Genomic DNA, 15,639 nt, shown 5'->3' on the forward strand with positions numbered 1-15,639 from the left:
CCTCTTCGGTACGAGCGGTCAGTTGACGTAGACCCGGGCACCTCCGTCGGTGACGGGTGCGTACTTGGCCGTGAAGTAGCCGTTGGCGAAGCACAGCGACGAGCCGGAGGTCTTGGTGAACTGCTGGTTGGTGAAGGTGATGCTGCTGTCGGCGTTGTCGGCCTTCCCGGTCAGGCCGGGCGCCTGGTAGATGCAGGTGACGCTGCCCAGCAGGGTGCGCAGCTGGACGGTGGCCTGGATGGCCGAGCCGCTCGGGGGCGAGACGGTGAGGGTGCCGTCCGAGGTGATCGTCGCCGAGTAGGGCAGGTTGTTGATGGTGATGCCGTTGACACCGAGGACGCCGGTGACGTTGCTGCTGCAGGTGCTGCTGTCGAAGGTGTGCGCGGTGACGGACTCGGTGGCCGTACCGGGCGCGGCCGGGTTGCCGGTGACCTTGGCGGTGAACTGGGAGGCCGTGCACTTCACGCCGCTGGTGCCGGTCGCGCTGGAGTAGAAGGTGGCGGACGTGCCGGAGGCCAGGGGCGCGGTCAGGGTGTCGCCGACCGCGGCGGCGGTGCCGCCGACGCTGCCGGTGGTGAGGACGGCGCTGCCGTCGGCGGAGGCGGGCCCGGCCGCCGTGAGGGCGAGCGCGGCGGCGGTGCCGGCGAGGGCGAGGAGGGATCGCGTACGCATGAGGGTGCCTCTTTCCTGAGTGGGGTTCGGATGAGGTGAAGTGGGGGGTGGCGGGCTGTGCGGGTGCTGCCGCCGGCGCGGGCCGTCGCGCCTTCTCCGTACGCGACAAACCCGCGACGGCGGCAGGTGGACACCGGCCGAGGGCCTGGGGGGAATCGCGCAACCGACGTGAGCGGTTGCCGTGAGCCTGCGTGATTGCGGTGAGCCACGTGAGCGGTTGCCGTCACAGGGCCGGGAACGCGGCCGGTGCCGCTCGGCGGATCCGGCGCCACGGATCCGGGAAACAGGGGATTTTGTAGACCTGATGAGCCGTCAACGTCAAGGCACTGGGCGCCAGTTGTCGCTCGCCGGCGCGGGCCGCGCACATCCGACACCCTTTTTACACAACTCCCTTGACCCTTCAATGTAACCGGCGGTAACTTCATCGGAACCTACCGCCGCGTAACGAGAAAGCCCTTGCATCCGCCGGGAGTGCCAGGAGTCGTACGCGGCGGCCACTGTCCGCGCCAGGACACCGCGCCGCTGAAGCCCAACCCGCATTGATCCATGCCCATGGGAGCAGACATGGCCTCGTCCCCGGACGTCCCGTCCGCCGGCACCACCCCCGAGAACCCGGGTAACGGTTCACCGTCCGAAACACCGAACACCGCCGGTACCAGCACCGGCGGCGAGAGACGGGGGCGGGTCCGGGCACGCCGGGCCGCCGTGATGGCGGTGCCCGCCACCCTCGTCGCCGCCGGCCTCGCGGTCCTCACCGCGCAGGGAGCGCTGGGTGTGCAGTTCGCGATCTCCGGCATGCCGTTCACCGTCACGGCGACCGAACTCAACGGCACCGGCTTCGAGCAGTTCGGCGCCCTCGACAACATGGCGGAGGGCAGCCCGAACGCCGGGGACACCGGCGGTCAGGTGCTCGTGGTCACCTCCGCGATCAAGAACGCCACGCTCACCAAGCTGTGCCAGAGCGTCGACCTCGGCGGCACCAACCTGCTGATCACCGCGGGCAGCGGATCGGAGAAGGTCACCGCGCGCGACCTGACCACCGACTCCACCGAGCTGTCGGGTGACGCGGCGTTCGACAACATCGAGATCGGCAACGACGCCAGCACGCTGACCAAGGCGGGCGTGAAGGGTCCGATCGGCGTCTTCAGCCAGCAGGCCGACACCGTGCGCATCGCCAATCTGCGGCAGACCAACTACGCCACCACGGCCGGTGTGTTCAAGCTGCCGGGTCTCAAGCTCCGCTTCAGCAGCTCGGGTTGCTGATCGCGGTGCCGGACCGTCCACGTCAGGGACCGAGGCTCGCCTTTCGCAGGTGGCGGGCCCGCCGGCCGTTCTGGGGCGGGCTGCTGCTCGCCCTGGGCGGCGGCGAGATCCTGCTCACCGAGAAGGCCTCGCTGAAGGTCGTGCTGCACATCGGCATGCAGGGCCTGGCCGGCTACCTGCTGCCGACGCTGATGCTGCTGCTGGGCCTGCTGATCCTGTTCAACCCCTCGCAGCGTCTCTTCTACTCCGTCACCGGGATCCTGCTCTCCCTGGGGACCTGGCTCACCTCCAACCTGGGCGGGTTCTTCCTCGGCCTCCTCCTCGGAGCCACCGGGAGCTGCCTCGCCTTCGGCTGGCTCCCCGACCAGGAGCCCCGCATCAGCCGCCGCAGACGTCGGAAGCAGGCGAGGGCCGAGCGTGCGGCGGCGCGTCCGGCCATGGCGGACGGGGTGGAAGGGACGGCGTGAGGACGCGGCAGGGGCGGCCCAGGCGGCTCCCGCGCGCCCGGACCCGCGACGATTCGTCTCCGGCCACCGGGCTGCCGGGACCGCTCAGCCCGTGGTCACGGCGGTTCCTGTGCCGCCCCTGCCTGCGTGCCGTACGGGCGGGCGGGCTCACTCTCGGTGAGCCCGCCGCGGACTGGGCTCCGGGCGCCGCCGCATCTGGGGCGCGGTGTCGGTCACGGGCTCACAGGCCACGGAGGCGGGGCGCCGGTACCGCGCCGGGCGCGTCCCGCTCGGCGAGCCGGCCGATGAGGAGACGTACGACGTCGACGACGGCGCCCTGTTCGGCGGCGTCGACGAAGTACACCTGCCGGCGGCCCTCGCGGCGGGAGCGGACGAGCCCGGCGAGCTTGAGCTTGGTCAGGTGCTGGCTGACGGCGGGCAGCGCGCCGCCGACGCGTTCGGCAAGCCCGGTGACGTCGCTCTCGCCCTGGGTCAGCGCCCACACGATGTGCAGCCGGGCGGGCGACGCGAGCAGTCCGAAGGCGGCGGCGGCCTCGGCGAGCACCTCGGCGGAGGGGTCCTGATGGCCGGTGCCGGGCGCTGTCCCCACGGTCGCGTTCCTTCCGCTGCTCGTCGCTGTGCCGTCTGGTCCGGAGGGGTCAGTCTAGGTCTCCGGAGCTTCTCGGCCGCCCGAAGCCGGCCCGCCGGGAAAGCCCGCCGAGGCGTGGGCCGTCGTCCGGATGCGGGGGCGCGTGTCTTCGGTGGATACGGAGCGGCGAGGGCGGTCGGACGGTCCAGGGGTGGACCGTGCGGATCACCATCCCGCGACGTGGCGAAGCAGCGAGGGTGATCGACCGGTCCGGGCGTGGACCGTGCGGGTCACAGTTCCGCGAGGTGGTGGAGCAGTTCGGTCGCCGCGCCGATGTCCCCGGTGAGCGGACGGTCCTCGGTGCCCGAGGGGAGCACGTCGGCCGCGAGGGTGAAGGCGGGGACCCGGGGTGGTACCGGGCGGAGACGCGACGCCCGCACCGCGGCCACGAGTTCGCAGGCGACGACGGTGGCGTAGGCGGCGGTGGCGCGTTCCGTCTGGCGGGCCGCCTGGCCGGCGAAACCGGCGGCCTCCTCCAGGCCGTGGGAGAGGACGGCGTGGCCGGCCGAGGCCGGTGCGGCGGCGCTCGACCGCAGTTCGGCGAGCGCGGAGTTGGCGGTGTACTCCAGGATCATGGCGCCGGAGCTGCCGGCGGGGCCGGTGGCGAGGAAGGCGGGCAGGCCGGTGAGGTCGCTGCGGCTCAGCGCGGCCAGGCGGGCGGCGGACAGTTGCGCGGTCTTGAGCAGGGCCAGATTCAGGCCGTCCAGCGCCAGGGCGAGGTGCGCGGCGAAGAAGCCGCCGTGGTGGTAGAGCCGCCCGTCGGGCATCAGGACGGGGTTCTCCGAGGGACAGTTGATCTCGGTCTCGAGAATGCGCAGCAGCGCGTCCGAGGCCTCCAGGGCGGCGCCGTGCACCTGCGGGAACGCCCGGAAGCCGTACGGGTCCTGGATGCGGCTCCCCGCGTCGGCCGGGGGTTCGGACGGACCGAGGAGCCGCCGTACCTCGGCGGCGGCACGGGCCGGGCCGGGGTAGGGCCGCAGGGCGTGCACCGGGGCCGCGTACGCCTCCGGCGAGCCGGAGACTGCGGCGAGGGAGAGCGCCGCGACCGCGTGCGTGGCCCGCAGCAGCAGCTCCGCCTCGTGCCCGGCGAGCGCGGCCTGCGCGAGCGCGAGGGCGTTGCTGCTGAGCAGCGCCAGGGCGTCTCCGGAGCGGAGGGTCACGGGGGCGGGCAACGCACCGGCGAGGGGACGCGCACCTCGGGCGCGGGCCTGACCATGACGGCCACCGTCCACACCCTCAGCGGGTACGACCGCGCTCCCGTCCGCCCCCGCGCCATGATCCCGGCGTGCTCCGGACGCGACAGCCGGGCCTCCGAGAGCGCCACCGGCCCGGCGCTCCCCCGCGGGATCCGGCCCCTCCCCCGGTGTCAGCCACGGTCGTTCTCCGATCAGCGTCAGGCCCGTCTGGGCCAGGGCCGTCAGGTCGCCGGTGCCCACGCCGCCGTACTCGTTGACCGCCGGGTGCACGCCGAGGCGGAGGGCGTCGGTGAGGGCGGTGACGAGGGAGGGGTGGATGCCGGAGCCGGCGGCGAGGAGCTGGTTGGCGCGGACCGCGAGCATCGCGCGGACCGTGCGGGCCGGCAGCAGGCGGCCGGCGCCGCCCGCGTGGCTGCGCAGGAGGCGCAGGCCGTGCGCGGCCTCGTCGGAGGGGTCCACGGGGACCGAGCGGTGTGCGCCGACGCCGGTGCCACGCCCGTACCAGCGGCCCGTGGCGGCGAGCCGGTCGGCCGTCTCCCGGGCACGGTGGACGCGGTCCAGCGCGCCGGGGTCGACGGCGGGCCGGGCCGTGCCGTCGGCCAGCCGGATCAGCGCGGGCAGCGAGAGGCCCGCACCGTCCAGCACGACGTGGGTGTCCCCGGCCTTCGGGTGCACCCACGTCGTTCTGTCCACGGTCGTTCCAGGGGGCAGGGGTCAGGCGAGACCGGCGGACTTCAGCCAGGCCTTGGCGACGTCCAGCGGGTCCTTGTTCTGCGCCTGGACCTGGGTGTCCAGCTCCAGCAGCGTCGCCGTGTCCAGCTTGGCCGAGACCGCGTTGAGCGCGTCGACGCCGTTCTGGTTCAGCGCGCTCTTGTAGACGAGCGGCTGGACGTTCTCGAAGCCGAAGAGGTTCTTCGGGTCCTGCAGGACGACGAACTTCTCCTTGGAGATGGTCGGGTCCGTGGTGAAGATGTCCGCGACCTGCACGGCGTTCTTCTTCAGCGCCGCCTGGGTGAGCGGGCCGCCCGCGTCCAGCGCCTTGAAGGACTTGAACTCCAGGCCGTAGACGGACTTGAGGCCCACCAGGCCCTGCTGCCGGGTCTGGAACTCCGGCGAGGCGCCGATGACCAGGTCCTTCGCGATGTCCTTCAGGTCGGCGATGGACGACTTCTCGGTGAGGTCGTACTTCTTCGCGGTGGCCGCGTTGACCGTGACCGAGTCCTTGTCCTGCGCCGACGAGGGCTCCAGCAGCGTCAGCTTGGAGTCCAGCTTGGCCTCGATGGCCGCCGTGGTGGCTTCCGCCGTCTTCGGCGCTGCCTTCGGGTCGAGGTAGGCGAGCAGCGCGCCGTTGTACTCGGGCAGGACGGAGATGGAGCCGTTCTTGAGCAGACCGTAGGTGGTCTCGCGGCTGCCGATGTTCGGCTTGTAAGTGACCTTGATTCCCTTGGCCTTGAGCGCCTCGCCGTAGATGTCGGCGAGCAGGGTGCTCTCGGGGAAGTTGTTGGATCCGACGACAACGCTGTCGCCGCTCGCCTTGCTGTCGTCCGACAGGGGGTTGTCGGCCTTGTCGTCGCTGGAGGAACAGCCCGCCAGCAGAGCCGTCGCCGCCGCGAGGGCGACCGCCGCCGCGCCTCGGTTCCTCCGGATGGACCTGCTGATGTGGGTCGTAAAAGTCACGCGCTGATCCAATCCGTCCGGTTCTTGGTCAGTCAAGGGCCACAGATCACCGATTGGCCTCGATCTGTGGTCAGTTGTGCACGCAGAGCGGTCCCTTTGTAACGGATTCTTGATGAAGAGCACGCTGATCGACACCCCGGGAGACCTGTAGTCTCGGCGCAGTTGAGATCGGCCACAGCGGTGTGCGGGGCCCGCTTCGGTGTCGTGACGCAGGCGTTTCGAGGGCGACGACGCCCTTCACATTCGAGGGTGACGACACCCCAGGACAAGACACCCACGAAGGAGGCCCGGTGTCCACGAACCAGGTGGACGCGCCCGCCCGGCACGCCCCGACACGGGGCGGAGTACGGGGTTTCGCCGACCGCTGGCCCTTCAGGCGCAAGCTGAACCTCCTGGTCGGTATCCCCCTAGCGGTCATCGCCGGCCTGCTGTCGTACCTGTTCACCGACCTGGTGCAGCAGTCGAACAGCGCGGCGTCGGCGGCCCGGCTGGTGCGGGACAGCGCGCAGGTGGCCCGGTTGGTCGACCGGGTGGAGGCCGAGCACCAGCAGGCGATCCTGCTCTCCGCGCGCTACGAGTCCGGGTACGCCAAGCCCTCGATGTCCGCCTACCGCGCGGCGCAGGAGGCGGTCGACTCCCAGGTGGCGACGGTACGCGAGGCCTTCGGCGACCGGCTGCCGGAGAGCGAGGCGGACGCCCTGCGGGAGATCGAGGGCCTCACCAGCCTGCGCACCTCGGTGCAGCAGTCGTACCTGCCGGCCGACAACATCGACCCGGCCTACACCAACGCGGCGCAGGGGCTGATCGACGGCCTCGGTCTCGACCGCAACGCCGACCTGGCCGCCACCTTCACCGGCAATCTACTCGACTCCCTGCTCCGCGCGGACGCCGCGCACGGTGCCTTCGAGACCAACGTGTTCGCCGCCACCACCGGGGACACCAACGCGCTGATCGAGTTCACCAACGCGGTCGGCGCCTACGACCTCTACAGCCACCAGGCCGAGCGGTTCGGCCGGTTCGCCTCCTCGGAGCAGGCCGAGCGGCTCGCCGGCATCGAGCACGCGCCGGCGCAGCGCCGGATCGCCGAGTCGTACGCCGAACTCCAGGTGGACGCGGGGCGCTTGCAGGCGGACGGCCAGGACGAGATCCGGCGGGCGGTCCAGAACGCGCTGACCGACTATCCCGCCTACCCCGAACAGGCCGCCAGCCGGCTGAAGATCACCACGTCGCTGATCGGCGGGATCGCCGACCGTGCGGACTCCGCCGCCGTCTCCGCCCGGTGGCGGGCGGCCCTGCTGCTGAGCGGCGCGCTGATCGCCTTCGTGCTGTGGATCGCCTTCGCGGTGCTGGTGCGCCGCTCGGTGATCCGGCCCGTGCAGGCGCTCACCGGCGCCGCGCAGGAGGTCGCCGAGGTGGCCGGGCGTGAGCTGGCCCGGGTGGCCGACGACGACGCCGAGGACGACGGTCCGCCCCGGCTGCAGGACATGCCGGTGACCGCACGCGACGAGATCGGCGACCTGGCGGAGGCGTTCAACCAGGTGCAGACCACCGCCGCCGCGCTGCTGGAACGCCAGGTGCTCAGCCGGCGCAACACCGCCGAGATGTTCGGCAACGTGGGCCGCCGGGTGAGCAACCTGACCACACGTCAGCTCGCGTTGATCGACGCGGTGGAGCGGGGCGAGACGGACCCGGCGCTGCTGGAGCGCCTGTACTCCATCGACCACATCGCCGTACGTCTGCGCCGCAACGCCGACAGCCTGATGCTGCTGGCCGGGATCCGCGAGACCGTGCTGGACGCGGGTCCGACAGCGTTGTCCAACGTCGTCCGGGCCGCGCTCGGGCAGATCGAGGGCTATCAGCGGGTACGGCTGTACGCCGCGTCGGACGCCCTGATCGAGCCGGACATCATCGGCGACCTCACGCTGATGATCGCCGAACTCCTGGAGAACGCCGTGTCGTTCTCGCCGGAGGGCAGCCCCGTCGAGGTCACCGTCGGTTCCGGTGCCGAGGGCGCCCACGTCGTGATCACCGACCACGGCCTGGGCATGAGCGCCGAGCGGCTCGCCGAGGAGAACGCCCGGCTGATCCGCCGCGAACGCCTGGACCTGGTGCCGACGAAGGTACTGGGCCTGTTCGTGGTGGGCGCGCTGGCCCGCCGCTGGGAGACCGGGGTCGAACTGACCCGCACGCCGGGTGGCGGTGTGACGGCGGAGGTGAGCCTGCCGCCCTCGCTGCTGCTGCCCCAGAGCCCGGCAGCCACCCCTGCCCCACAGTCCGGCGCCACGAACACCACACCGACACCGGCCGCCGCAAGGGGCTCCGTCTCGGACGGGACCAGAGCCGCGGGTTCCACCTCGGAGCGGACCAGCGCCGCGGGCTCCGCCACGGAGCGGACCAGCACCACGGCCACCGCCCCCGACCGCCATGCCGCGGGCTCCGCCACGGACCGGACGGGCGTCCCAGGCGCGGCGCCGGGCCGGGCCGGGACCGGCGGCATCGCCCCGGAGTCGGCCGGAGTCCCCGGGCAAGCCGGTCCGCTGCCCCGCCGGGTCCCCCGCCGCGCGCCGGCGTCCGATGCGGAGGTGCCCGCCGCCGACGGGCACTCCGCCACGCCCGACCCCGAGCAGGCCCCGGCCGCCCCCACCACCCACGCGACGCCCGCACCCACCCCGCACGCCGGAACGGCGCCGCCCGGACCCACCGCCTCGGCACCCGGTCCGAAGAGCGCCGACGGGCACTCCCCCGCACCCGACCCCGAGCAGGCCCCGGCCGCCCCCGCCATCCGCGGTGCGGCGGCGTCCGCCGCGGGCGCCGGAACCGCGGGGTCGCGTCCTGGCGCCTCCGACGGACCAGGTGGCAACACCGCACGCCCCCTGCGCCGCCGTGTCCGGGGAGCCACCCTGCGCACCACCGTCGGCGCGGCGCACGCCGTGCCGGTCGCCGCCCGCACCCGGGACGCGGAGGCCGAGCGCAGCGCGCTGGAGGAGTTCGAGGCGGCCGTGGCCCGCGCCCAGCGGGACAGCGACACCGTGAGCTTCACACGCCCCGAAACCCCCACCTCCGCCCACGGCACCACCGCCGGGGGCACCGCACCCACCCCGCCGCACGATCAGAACCACCTTCCGGAAGGAGCCGAGCAGTGAGCACGTCGACAGGTGACACCGCGACGGGCGGCACCACGCCGACCGACCTGCAGGCAGCCGCGGCCGACTTCACCTGGCTGCTGAACCGATTCGCTACCGAGACCGCGGGCGTCGTCGACGCGATCGCCGTGTCCTCCGACGGCCTGCTGATCGCGGTGTCGCAGCTGCGCGAGCACGCCGACTCCGAGCGGCTCGCGGCGATCGTTTCCGGCATCACCAGCCTGGCCGCCGGCGCCTCCGGCAACTACGGTCTGGGCGGCCTGAACAAGGTCATCATCGATCTGGAGGGCGGCCATGTGATCGTCTCCGCGATCGGCAGCGGCGCCGTGCTCGGCGTCGTCACCGACAAGGAGGCCAAGCTCGGCAACGTCGCCTACGAGATGACGCTGTTCGCCAACCGCGCCGGCGCCGCGCTCAGCCCACAGCTCGTGCTGGAGCTGAAGAACAGCGTCGGCGCCGCGTCGGCACGCTGAGGAGGAGAAGCTTTTCCATGGCGGACGGCACCCCGCCCCCGGGCGACCCGGACCCGTTCGGCCCGGACCCGGTCGGCCCCGCCCCCGCCGTACGGCCGTTCCTGGTCACCGCCGGCCGGGTGGCGGACGCCTCCTCCGGCCGGGCGATGCCCGTGGAGACCCAGGTGGTGGCCACCGCCGCCGGTCTCGACGCGCTCGGCAGGCTCTCCTTCGAGCAGTACGACATCGTTGCCGCGTGCCGGCTGCCGCAGTCCCTCGCGGAACTCGCGGCCCGGTTGCGGCTGCACCTCAACGTGGTCCGCGTCCTCGCCGAAGACCTGCGCGAGGCAGGCCAGTTGGCGGTGTACGTGCCGGACGCCGACGCCGTCCACGACGCGTCCGTCCTGCGCAGGCTCATCGATGGCCTCAGGGCCATCCCCGATTCCCGAGGGGTACCGATTGACACCGACTGAACCGCTCGTCCGGGGCACGGCCGCCCCCGGAGCCGTCCGGCCGCCGCTGCCGGTGAAGATGGTGATAGCGGGCGGCTTCGGCGTGGGCAAGACCACCGCCGTCGGCTCGATCTCGGAGATCGAGCCGCTGACCACCGAGGCGTCGATCACCGAGGTCGCGGCCGGCGTGGACGACCTCACGCACACCCCCCGCAAGACCACGACGACCGTGGCGATGGACTTCGGCTGCCTCACCATCGACCCGACGCTGAAGCTGTATCTGTTCGGCACGCCCGGGCAGGAGCGGTTCGGGTTCATGTGGGACGACATCGTGGAGGGCGCGGTCGGCGGGCTCGTCATCGTCGACACCCGCCGGCTGGACGACTGCTACGCGGCCGTCGACTACTTCGAGCACAAGGGCATCCCGTTCGCCGTCGCGGTCAACGCCTTCGACGGTAAGGTGGAGCACTCCCTGGAGGAGGTCCGCTGGGCGCTGGACGTCTCCGACGGCGTGCCGGTCGTGGTGTTCGACGCCCGCGAGCGGGGCTCGGTGCGGGACGCGCTGCTCGTCGTACTCGAACTGGCGCTGGCCCGCACCGAACCGTGACCGTCAGCCGCTCCGGCGCACTCCCGGCGACACCGTGAGCCGGGACGCCGCCCAGAACAGCACGAGGGTGGCGAGGGCGAGTCCGGCGACCAGGGTGGCGCCGCCGACGACCTTCTCGTAGTTCTTCTGGTAGAGGCCGTCGATGATGTACCGCCCGAGGCCGCCGAGGCTGACGTAGGCGGCGATGGTGGCGGTGGAGACGATCTGGATGGCCGCCGTGCGCAGGCCGCTCAGGATGAGCGGGAGCGCGACCGGCACCTCCACCTGGAGCAGCACGCGCGCCTCGGGCATCCCCATGCCGCGCGCGGCGTCCACCGGCGACGGGTCGACGGAGCGGATCGCCTCGTAGGTGGTGACCAGGATGGGTGGTACGGCGAGCACGACCAGCGGGATCATCACCGGTGTCAGGCCGAACCCGAGCCAGATGAACATCAGTACCAGCAGGCCGAAGCTGGGCAGGGCCCGGCCGGCGGTGGCGATCAGCGCCAGCGCGTTGCCGCCACGGCCGTAGTGACCGGTGAGCAGGCCGACGGGCAGTCCGATCACGGCGGCGAGGAGAAGTGCCTCGAGCGAGTACCTGATGTGCTCGGCGAACCGGGTGGGGATGCCGTCGTAGCCGTGCCAGTGGGCGCTGTCGCTGAAGAAGGCGTGCGCGTAGTTCAGGACGTTCACCGGGTGGCACCCTTCCGCGGCATCCAGGGGGTGAGGAGGAGACGGACGAGGACCAGCACGCCGTCGGCGAGGATCCCCAGCACCCCGATGGTCAGGACCGAGTTCACGGCCAGGGCGGGACGGTGGTAGGTCTGGGCGTCGTAGAGCATGTTGCCGAGGGCGCCCTGGTTGCCGATGAGCATGCCGACGCTGACCAGGGAGATGCTGGACACGGTCGCCACCCTGAGGCCGGCGATGATCGCGGGCACGGCGATGGGCAACTGGACCTGGAAGTACCGGCGTACGGCTCCGAAGCCCATGGCCTGGGCGGCTGCCAGGGTCTCCGGGGGCACCGAGCGGACGCCGTCGACGATCGCCGGGACGAGCACCACCAGGCTGTAGAGCGCGAGCGGGATCATCACCGTGGTCTCGCTCTGCCCGAAGTAGTCGATGAGCACCACGAAGAAGGCCAGCGACGGGATGGCGTAGAGCACGGTGGTGATGCCGAGGACGGGCGGGTAGATCCAGCGGTAACGGACGCACAGCTGGGCGACGGGCAGGGAGACGATCAGTCCGGCCAGCACCGGCAGCAGGGCTTCGCGCAGGTGCAGGCCGATGAGACCGGCGTAGCTGTGCTGGAGGTCGCTCGGGAGGTCGAAGAAGCCGTTCATCGGGTGGCCTTCACCCCGGAGTCCTCCGCCACCCTGCTGTGGGCGGAGCGGATCGCCTCGGCGATGACCTGCTGGGAGACGACACCGACGGCGCGCCCCTCGCCGTCCACCGCGACGGCCCATCCGGTCGGCGAGAGCACGGCCCCGTCGAGCGCGGTGCGCAGCGAGTCGGTGCCGGGCACGAACGGCCGCCCGTGGTCGAGGAGTCGGGCCGGGTCGATGGCGCCGGCGGTGAGCCGGTCCGGCTCGCTCCAGCCGAGCGGCCTGCCGTCGAGGTCGGTGACGAGGAGATAGGGGGCCGTGGCACGGGAGGCGAGCTTCGCGGCGTCCGCGTCGATCCCCACGACGGGCGCGGTCTGCAACTCCAGCCCCTCGGCGGAGAAGAAGGACAGCCGGCGAATGCCCCGGTCGGCGCCGAGGAAGTCCTCCACGAAGGAGTCGGCGGGCGAGCTGAGCAGTTCGGCAGGCGGCGCGAACTGCGCGAGCCGGCCACCGGTGCGCAGTACGGCGACCATCGTGCCCAGCTTGATCGCCTCGTCGATGTCGTGCGTGACGAAGACGATGGTCTTGCCCAACTCTTCCTGGATGCGAAGGAGTTCGTCCTGCAGCCCCTTGCGGACCACGGGGTCGACGGCGGAGAACGGCTCGTCCATCAGCAGCACCGGCGGGTCGGCGGCGAGCGCCCGGGCCACGCCGACGCGCTGCTGCTGTCCGCCGGAGAGCTGGTACGGGTACCGCTTGGCCAGCGAGGTGTCGAGCCCCACCCGCTCCATGAGCTCCGCGGCCCGGGCCCGCGCCTTCTGCTTGCTCGAGCCGAGCAGGCGGGGAACGGTGGCGATGTTGTCGAGGATGGTGCGGTGCTGGAAGAGTCCGGCGTTCTGGATGACGTAACCCATCGAGCGGCGCAGGGTGTTGACCGGCTGCTGCCGGATGTCCTGGCCGTCGAGGAGGATGCTGCCCTCGCTGGGCTCCACCATCCGGTTGATCATCCGCAGGGTCGTCGTCTTGCCGCACCCCGAGGGGCCGACGAGGACGGTGATCGCGCGGTCCGGTATCTCCAGCGACAGCCGGTCGACCGCGACCGTGCCGTCCGGATACCGCTTCGTGACTGAATCTATCCGTATCAAAACGCCGGATACCCTTCGGGTTTGGCAGAGTTCCGCCCACTATCGGCCACGGTCGTCGATGCGCAGGCCGTTGCGGGGAGAGTCTAGACCGCGAATGTTGCAGCGCTTTGGCGGGAGCCGGGAGGCCGGAGCACCAGTACGGCTAGCGGCCGCTGCACTTCGCACGGACCCCGCTGGTCGTCGGCGACATGATGGGCCACTGGCTGGAAGTGGCCGTCGGCAGGAACGCCTACCGCCCTTTCCTGTTCCAGGTGCCGTTCCCTCGTTGTCTGACGGTCCCGCACCGGTCGCCGGCGGTACGGCTGACGCGTTCGTGGAGGCGGGCGTGCCGCATGTGGGAGGCGCCGCGCTCGGCGAGCAGGGCGAGCAACTCGGCCTCGGGACGGCGCGGCGACTCTTAGGCCCGCCCGCACCGGGACGCCGTGCACGTCCTCCTCGCCGGCCGGCGGCATGCGCAGGGCGCCGCCGGCCCCCTGCCCCGGCCGGGTGCTCCAGCCAGGGCTCGGGTCCCGCGCCGACCGGGCGCAGGCCCGTCTCGCGCGGCACGGCGGCGGCCCCCCGGGCGTCGGGCAGCGCGTCGACGTCCCGGTGATCGCCTCGTATCCGGTGGTCCCACGGTCCCGGGCGGTCGCCCGGGGCCCGGTCAGCCCTCGGCGGGGGCCAGCCGCAGCGAGATCGAGTTGATGCAGTACCGCTGGTCGGTGGGGGTCGAATAGCCCTCACCCTCGAACACATGCCCGAGGTGGGAGCCGCAGCGGGCACACCGCACCTCGGTCCGGACCATGCCGTGGGAACGGTCCTCGACCAGCTCCACCGCGTCGGTGTCCTTCGGGTCGTAGAAGGACGGCCAGCCGCAGTGCGACTCGAACTTGGTGTCGGAGGTGAACAGCTCGGCGCCGCAGGCACGACAGGAGTAGACGCCCTTGGTCTTGGTGTCGGTGTACTCACCGGTGAAGGCCGGCTCGGTGGCGGCCTGGCGCAGCACGGCGTATTCGGCCGGATTCAGCTCCGCCCGCCACTGCTCGTCCGGCTTCTCGACGTCGTACGACATGAGCCTCAGCCCCTTTACTACTGCGACAGGCGGTCCAGGATCTGCGGGCCCAGGTCTGTCACGTCGCCCGCGCCCATGGTGAGAACGAGATCACCGGGCTTCGCCATTCCCGCGATCACCGCGGGGATCTCCGCCTTGTCGTGCACGGCGGTCACGTCGGCCCCCGCCGCACGGGCGGCCTCGATGATCAGCTCGCTGGTCACACCGGGGATCGGGTCCTCGCGGGCCGGGTAGATGTCGAGCACGACCGAGGCGTCCGCGAGCGCCAGCGACTGACCCATCTCCTTGCCCAGCTCCTGGGTGCGGGAGAAGAGGTGCGGCTGGAAGACGACGAGGATGCGGGCGTCATCGGCGGCCGCGCGCATGGCCTCGAGGTCGGCGGTCATCTCGGTCGGGTGGTGGGCGTAGGAGTCGATCACCTGGACGCCCGCCGCCTCACCCTTCGGCTGCAGCCGGCGCTTCACGCCGGTGTAGGAGGCCAGCGCCGGGGCCAGCTCGGCGGCCGGGATGCCGAGGGCGGCACCGGCGGCGAGCGCGGCGACGGCGTTCAGGGCGTAGTGGCGGCCGGGGACGGAGACCGTGAAGGTGAGTTCCCGTCCCTCCAGCAGGACCGTCACCTCGCTCTTGAGGCCCTGGGCCACCACGGAGAGAACCCGCACGTCGGCGTCCTGCGCCTCCCCGTACGTCACCACCCGCACCTCGCGGTCCGCGACGCGCCGGGTGAGTTCGCGCGCGCCCTCCTGGTCCGCGGAGACGACCAGCGTGCCGCCCTCGGTGATGCGGCCGACGAAGGTCTCGAAGGACTCGTGGATCTCGTCCATCGAGGCGTAGTTGGCGTGATGGTCCAGTTCGACGTTGAGGACGATGGCGACCTCGGGCGCGTACTTGTGGAAGCTGCGGTCCGACTCGTCGGCCTCGGCCACGAAGATGTCGCCCTCGCCGTGGAGCGCGTTGGAGCCGGGCGCGTCCAGGTCGCCACCGATCGCGTACGACGGCTTCAGGCCCAGCTCGCCGAGCGAGACCGCCAGCATCGAGGTGGTGGTGGTCTTGCCATGGGTACCGGCCACGGCGATCGGGCGCAGCCCCTCCATCAGCGCGGCGAGCGCGTCGGAGCGGTGCACCACGGGGATGCCCAGCTCGGCGGCGCGGGCCAGCTCCGGGTTGTCCTTGCGGATCGCCGACGACACGACGACACAGCTCGCGTCGTCGGCGAGGTGCTCGGCCGCATGCCCGATGTGCACGGTCGCGCCGAGCGCGCGCAGCGCCTGAGCGGTCGCCGAGTCCTTGGCGTCGCTCCCGGCCACCGCGGCCCCACGCTGCGCGAGGATCTTGGCGATGCCCGACATCCCGGCGCCGCCGATGCCGATGAAGTGCGGTCGGTCCATGGCGGTAGGAAGGCCGGGTGCCATGCGTTTCTCCCCAGAGACGGTACGAGTCAGAGCGGACCTAGCCTATGCGCTGCCGTACCGGGCTCCCCGCAAGGACGGCGAGCCGGGCCTTCCCAGGGACGCGGGGAACTGCGCGGGCAGCCACGACGGACCGCATCCGACGACGTACCGGGACCCCGAACGGCCCTCCCCGG

15 protein-coding genes are annotated in these 15,639 nt (G+C 72.1%); 6 read left to right on the forward strand and 9 right to left on the reverse strand.

Features of this window, described 5'->3' with window-relative positions; all coding sequences use genetic code 11:
• Positions 1–18: 18 nt before the first annotated feature.
• Positions 19–672, reverse strand: coding sequence for a Tat pathway signal sequence domain protein (locus tag ACGFRF_RS06900; RefSeq protein ID WP_393737538.1), 654 nt, complete (start codon positions 670–672; stop codon positions 19–21).
• 564 nt (positions 673–1,236) lie between these two features.
• On the opposite strand from ACGFRF_RS06900, the gene ACGFRF_RS06905 reads away from it, so the two are divergent.
• Both ACGFRF_RS06905 and ACGFRF_RS06910 read left to right on the forward strand, forming a co-directional pair.
• The gene (locus tag ACGFRF_RS06905; protein WP_393737689.1) at positions 1,237–1,935 is read left to right on the forward strand and encodes a DUF6230 family protein; all 699 of its coding nucleotides are present in this window, start codon (positions 1,237–1,239) and stop codon (positions 1,933–1,935) included.
• Between the two features lie 5 nt (positions 1,936–1,940).
• Positions 1,941–2,402, forward strand: a complete 462-nt coding sequence (locus ACGFRF_RS06910) for a DUF6114 domain-containing protein (protein ID WP_393737539.1) — start codon at positions 1,941–1,943, stop codon at positions 2,400–2,402.
• Positions 2,403–2,622: 220 nt separating this feature from the next.
• On the opposite strand, the gene ACGFRF_RS06915 is transcribed toward ACGFRF_RS06910, so the two are convergent.
• The 3 genes from ACGFRF_RS06915 to ACGFRF_RS06925 all read right to left on the reverse strand — a co-directional run bounded on the left by ACGFRF_RS06915 (position 2,623) and on the right by ACGFRF_RS06925 (position 5,903).
• Positions 2,623–2,991, reverse strand: a complete 369-nt coding sequence (locus ACGFRF_RS06915) for an ArsR/SmtB family transcription factor (RefSeq protein WP_393737540.1) — start codon at positions 2,989–2,991, stop codon at positions 2,623–2,625.
• Positions 2,992–3,260: 269 nt separating this feature from the next.
• Complete coding sequence (locus ACGFRF_RS06920; RefSeq protein WP_393737541.1) at positions 3,261–4,919, reverse strand: aromatic amino acid ammonia-lyase; 1,659 nt, start codon at positions 4,917–4,919, stop codon at positions 3,261–3,263.
• 21 nt (positions 4,920–4,940) lie between these two features.
• Entirely contained in the window at positions 4,941–5,903 is a 963-nt protein-coding gene (locus ACGFRF_RS06925; protein WP_393737542.1) for an ABC transporter substrate-binding protein, read from the reverse strand.
• Between the two features lie 290 nt (positions 5,904–6,193).
• On the opposite strand from ACGFRF_RS06925, the gene ACGFRF_RS06930 reads away from it, so the two are divergent.
• The 4 genes from ACGFRF_RS06930 to ACGFRF_RS06945 are packed head-to-tail and all read left to right on the forward strand — an operon-like array spanning position 6,194 to position 10,557.
• On the forward strand, positions 6,194–9,046 hold the full coding sequence (locus ACGFRF_RS06930) for an ATP-binding protein (protein WP_393737543.1): 2,853 nt from the start codon (positions 6,194–6,196) through the stop codon (positions 9,044–9,046).
• Positions 9,043–9,519 (forward strand): roadblock/LC7 domain-containing protein, encoded by a 477-nt coding sequence (locus tag ACGFRF_RS06935; protein ID WP_393737544.1) that lies wholly within the window; start codon positions 9,043–9,045, stop codon positions 9,517–9,519. The genes ACGFRF_RS06930 and ACGFRF_RS06935 overlap by 4 nt, the downstream gene beginning before the upstream one ends.
• A gap of 17 nt (positions 9,520–9,536) precedes the next feature.
• Positions 9,537–9,971 (forward strand): DUF742 domain-containing protein, encoded by a 435-nt coding sequence (locus ACGFRF_RS06940; RefSeq protein WP_393737545.1) that lies wholly within the window; start codon positions 9,537–9,539, stop codon positions 9,969–9,971.
• Positions 9,958–10,557 (forward strand): ATP/GTP-binding protein, encoded by a 600-nt coding sequence (locus ACGFRF_RS06945; RefSeq protein WP_393737546.1) that lies wholly within the window; start codon positions 9,958–9,960, stop codon positions 10,555–10,557. Before ACGFRF_RS06940 ends, ACGFRF_RS06945 begins: the two co-directional genes overlap by 14 nt.
• 3 nt (positions 10,558–10,560) lie before the next feature.
• On the opposite strand, the gene ACGFRF_RS06950 is transcribed toward ACGFRF_RS06945, so the two are convergent.
• From ACGFRF_RS06950 to murC, 5 genes are all read right to left on the reverse strand, one after another.
• On the reverse strand, positions 10,561–11,229 hold the full coding sequence (locus ACGFRF_RS06950; RefSeq protein ID WP_393737547.1) for an ABC transporter permease: 669 nt from the start codon (positions 11,227–11,229) through the stop codon (positions 10,561–10,563).
• Positions 11,226–11,879 carry an ABC transporter permease gene (locus ACGFRF_RS06955; RefSeq protein ID WP_393737548.1) on the reverse strand — a complete coding sequence of 218 codons (654 nt, stop codon included), beginning with the start codon at positions 11,877–11,879 and terminating at the stop codon, positions 11,226–11,228. Before ACGFRF_RS06955 ends, ACGFRF_RS06950 begins: the two co-directional genes overlap by 4 nt.
• Positions 11,876–13,006 carry an ABC transporter ATP-binding protein gene (locus tag ACGFRF_RS06960; protein WP_393737549.1) on the reverse strand — a complete coding sequence of 377 codons (1,131 nt, stop codon included), beginning with the start codon at positions 13,004–13,006 and terminating at the stop codon, positions 11,876–11,878. The genes ACGFRF_RS06955 and ACGFRF_RS06960 overlap by 4 nt, the downstream gene beginning before the upstream one ends.
• A 643-nt stretch (positions 13,007–13,649) precedes the next feature.
• On the reverse strand, positions 13,650–14,057 hold the full coding sequence (gene msrB / locus ACGFRF_RS06965; RefSeq protein WP_393737550.1) for a peptide-methionine (R)-S-oxide reductase MsrB: 408 nt from the start codon (positions 14,055–14,057) through the stop codon (positions 13,650–13,652).
• A gap of 17 nt (positions 14,058–14,074) precedes the next feature.
• Positions 14,075–15,466, reverse strand: a complete 1,392-nt coding sequence (murC, locus tag ACGFRF_RS06970) for a UDP-N-acetylmuramate--L-alanine ligase (protein ID WP_393737551.1) — start codon at positions 15,464–15,466, stop codon at positions 14,075–14,077.
• Positions 15,467–15,639 lie beyond the last annotated feature (173 nt).

The sequence above is a fragment of the Streptomyces sp. NPDC048521 genome, assembly GCF_043199855.1.
GTDB lineage: Bacteria > Actinomycetota > Actinomycetes > Streptomycetales > Streptomycetaceae > Streptomyces.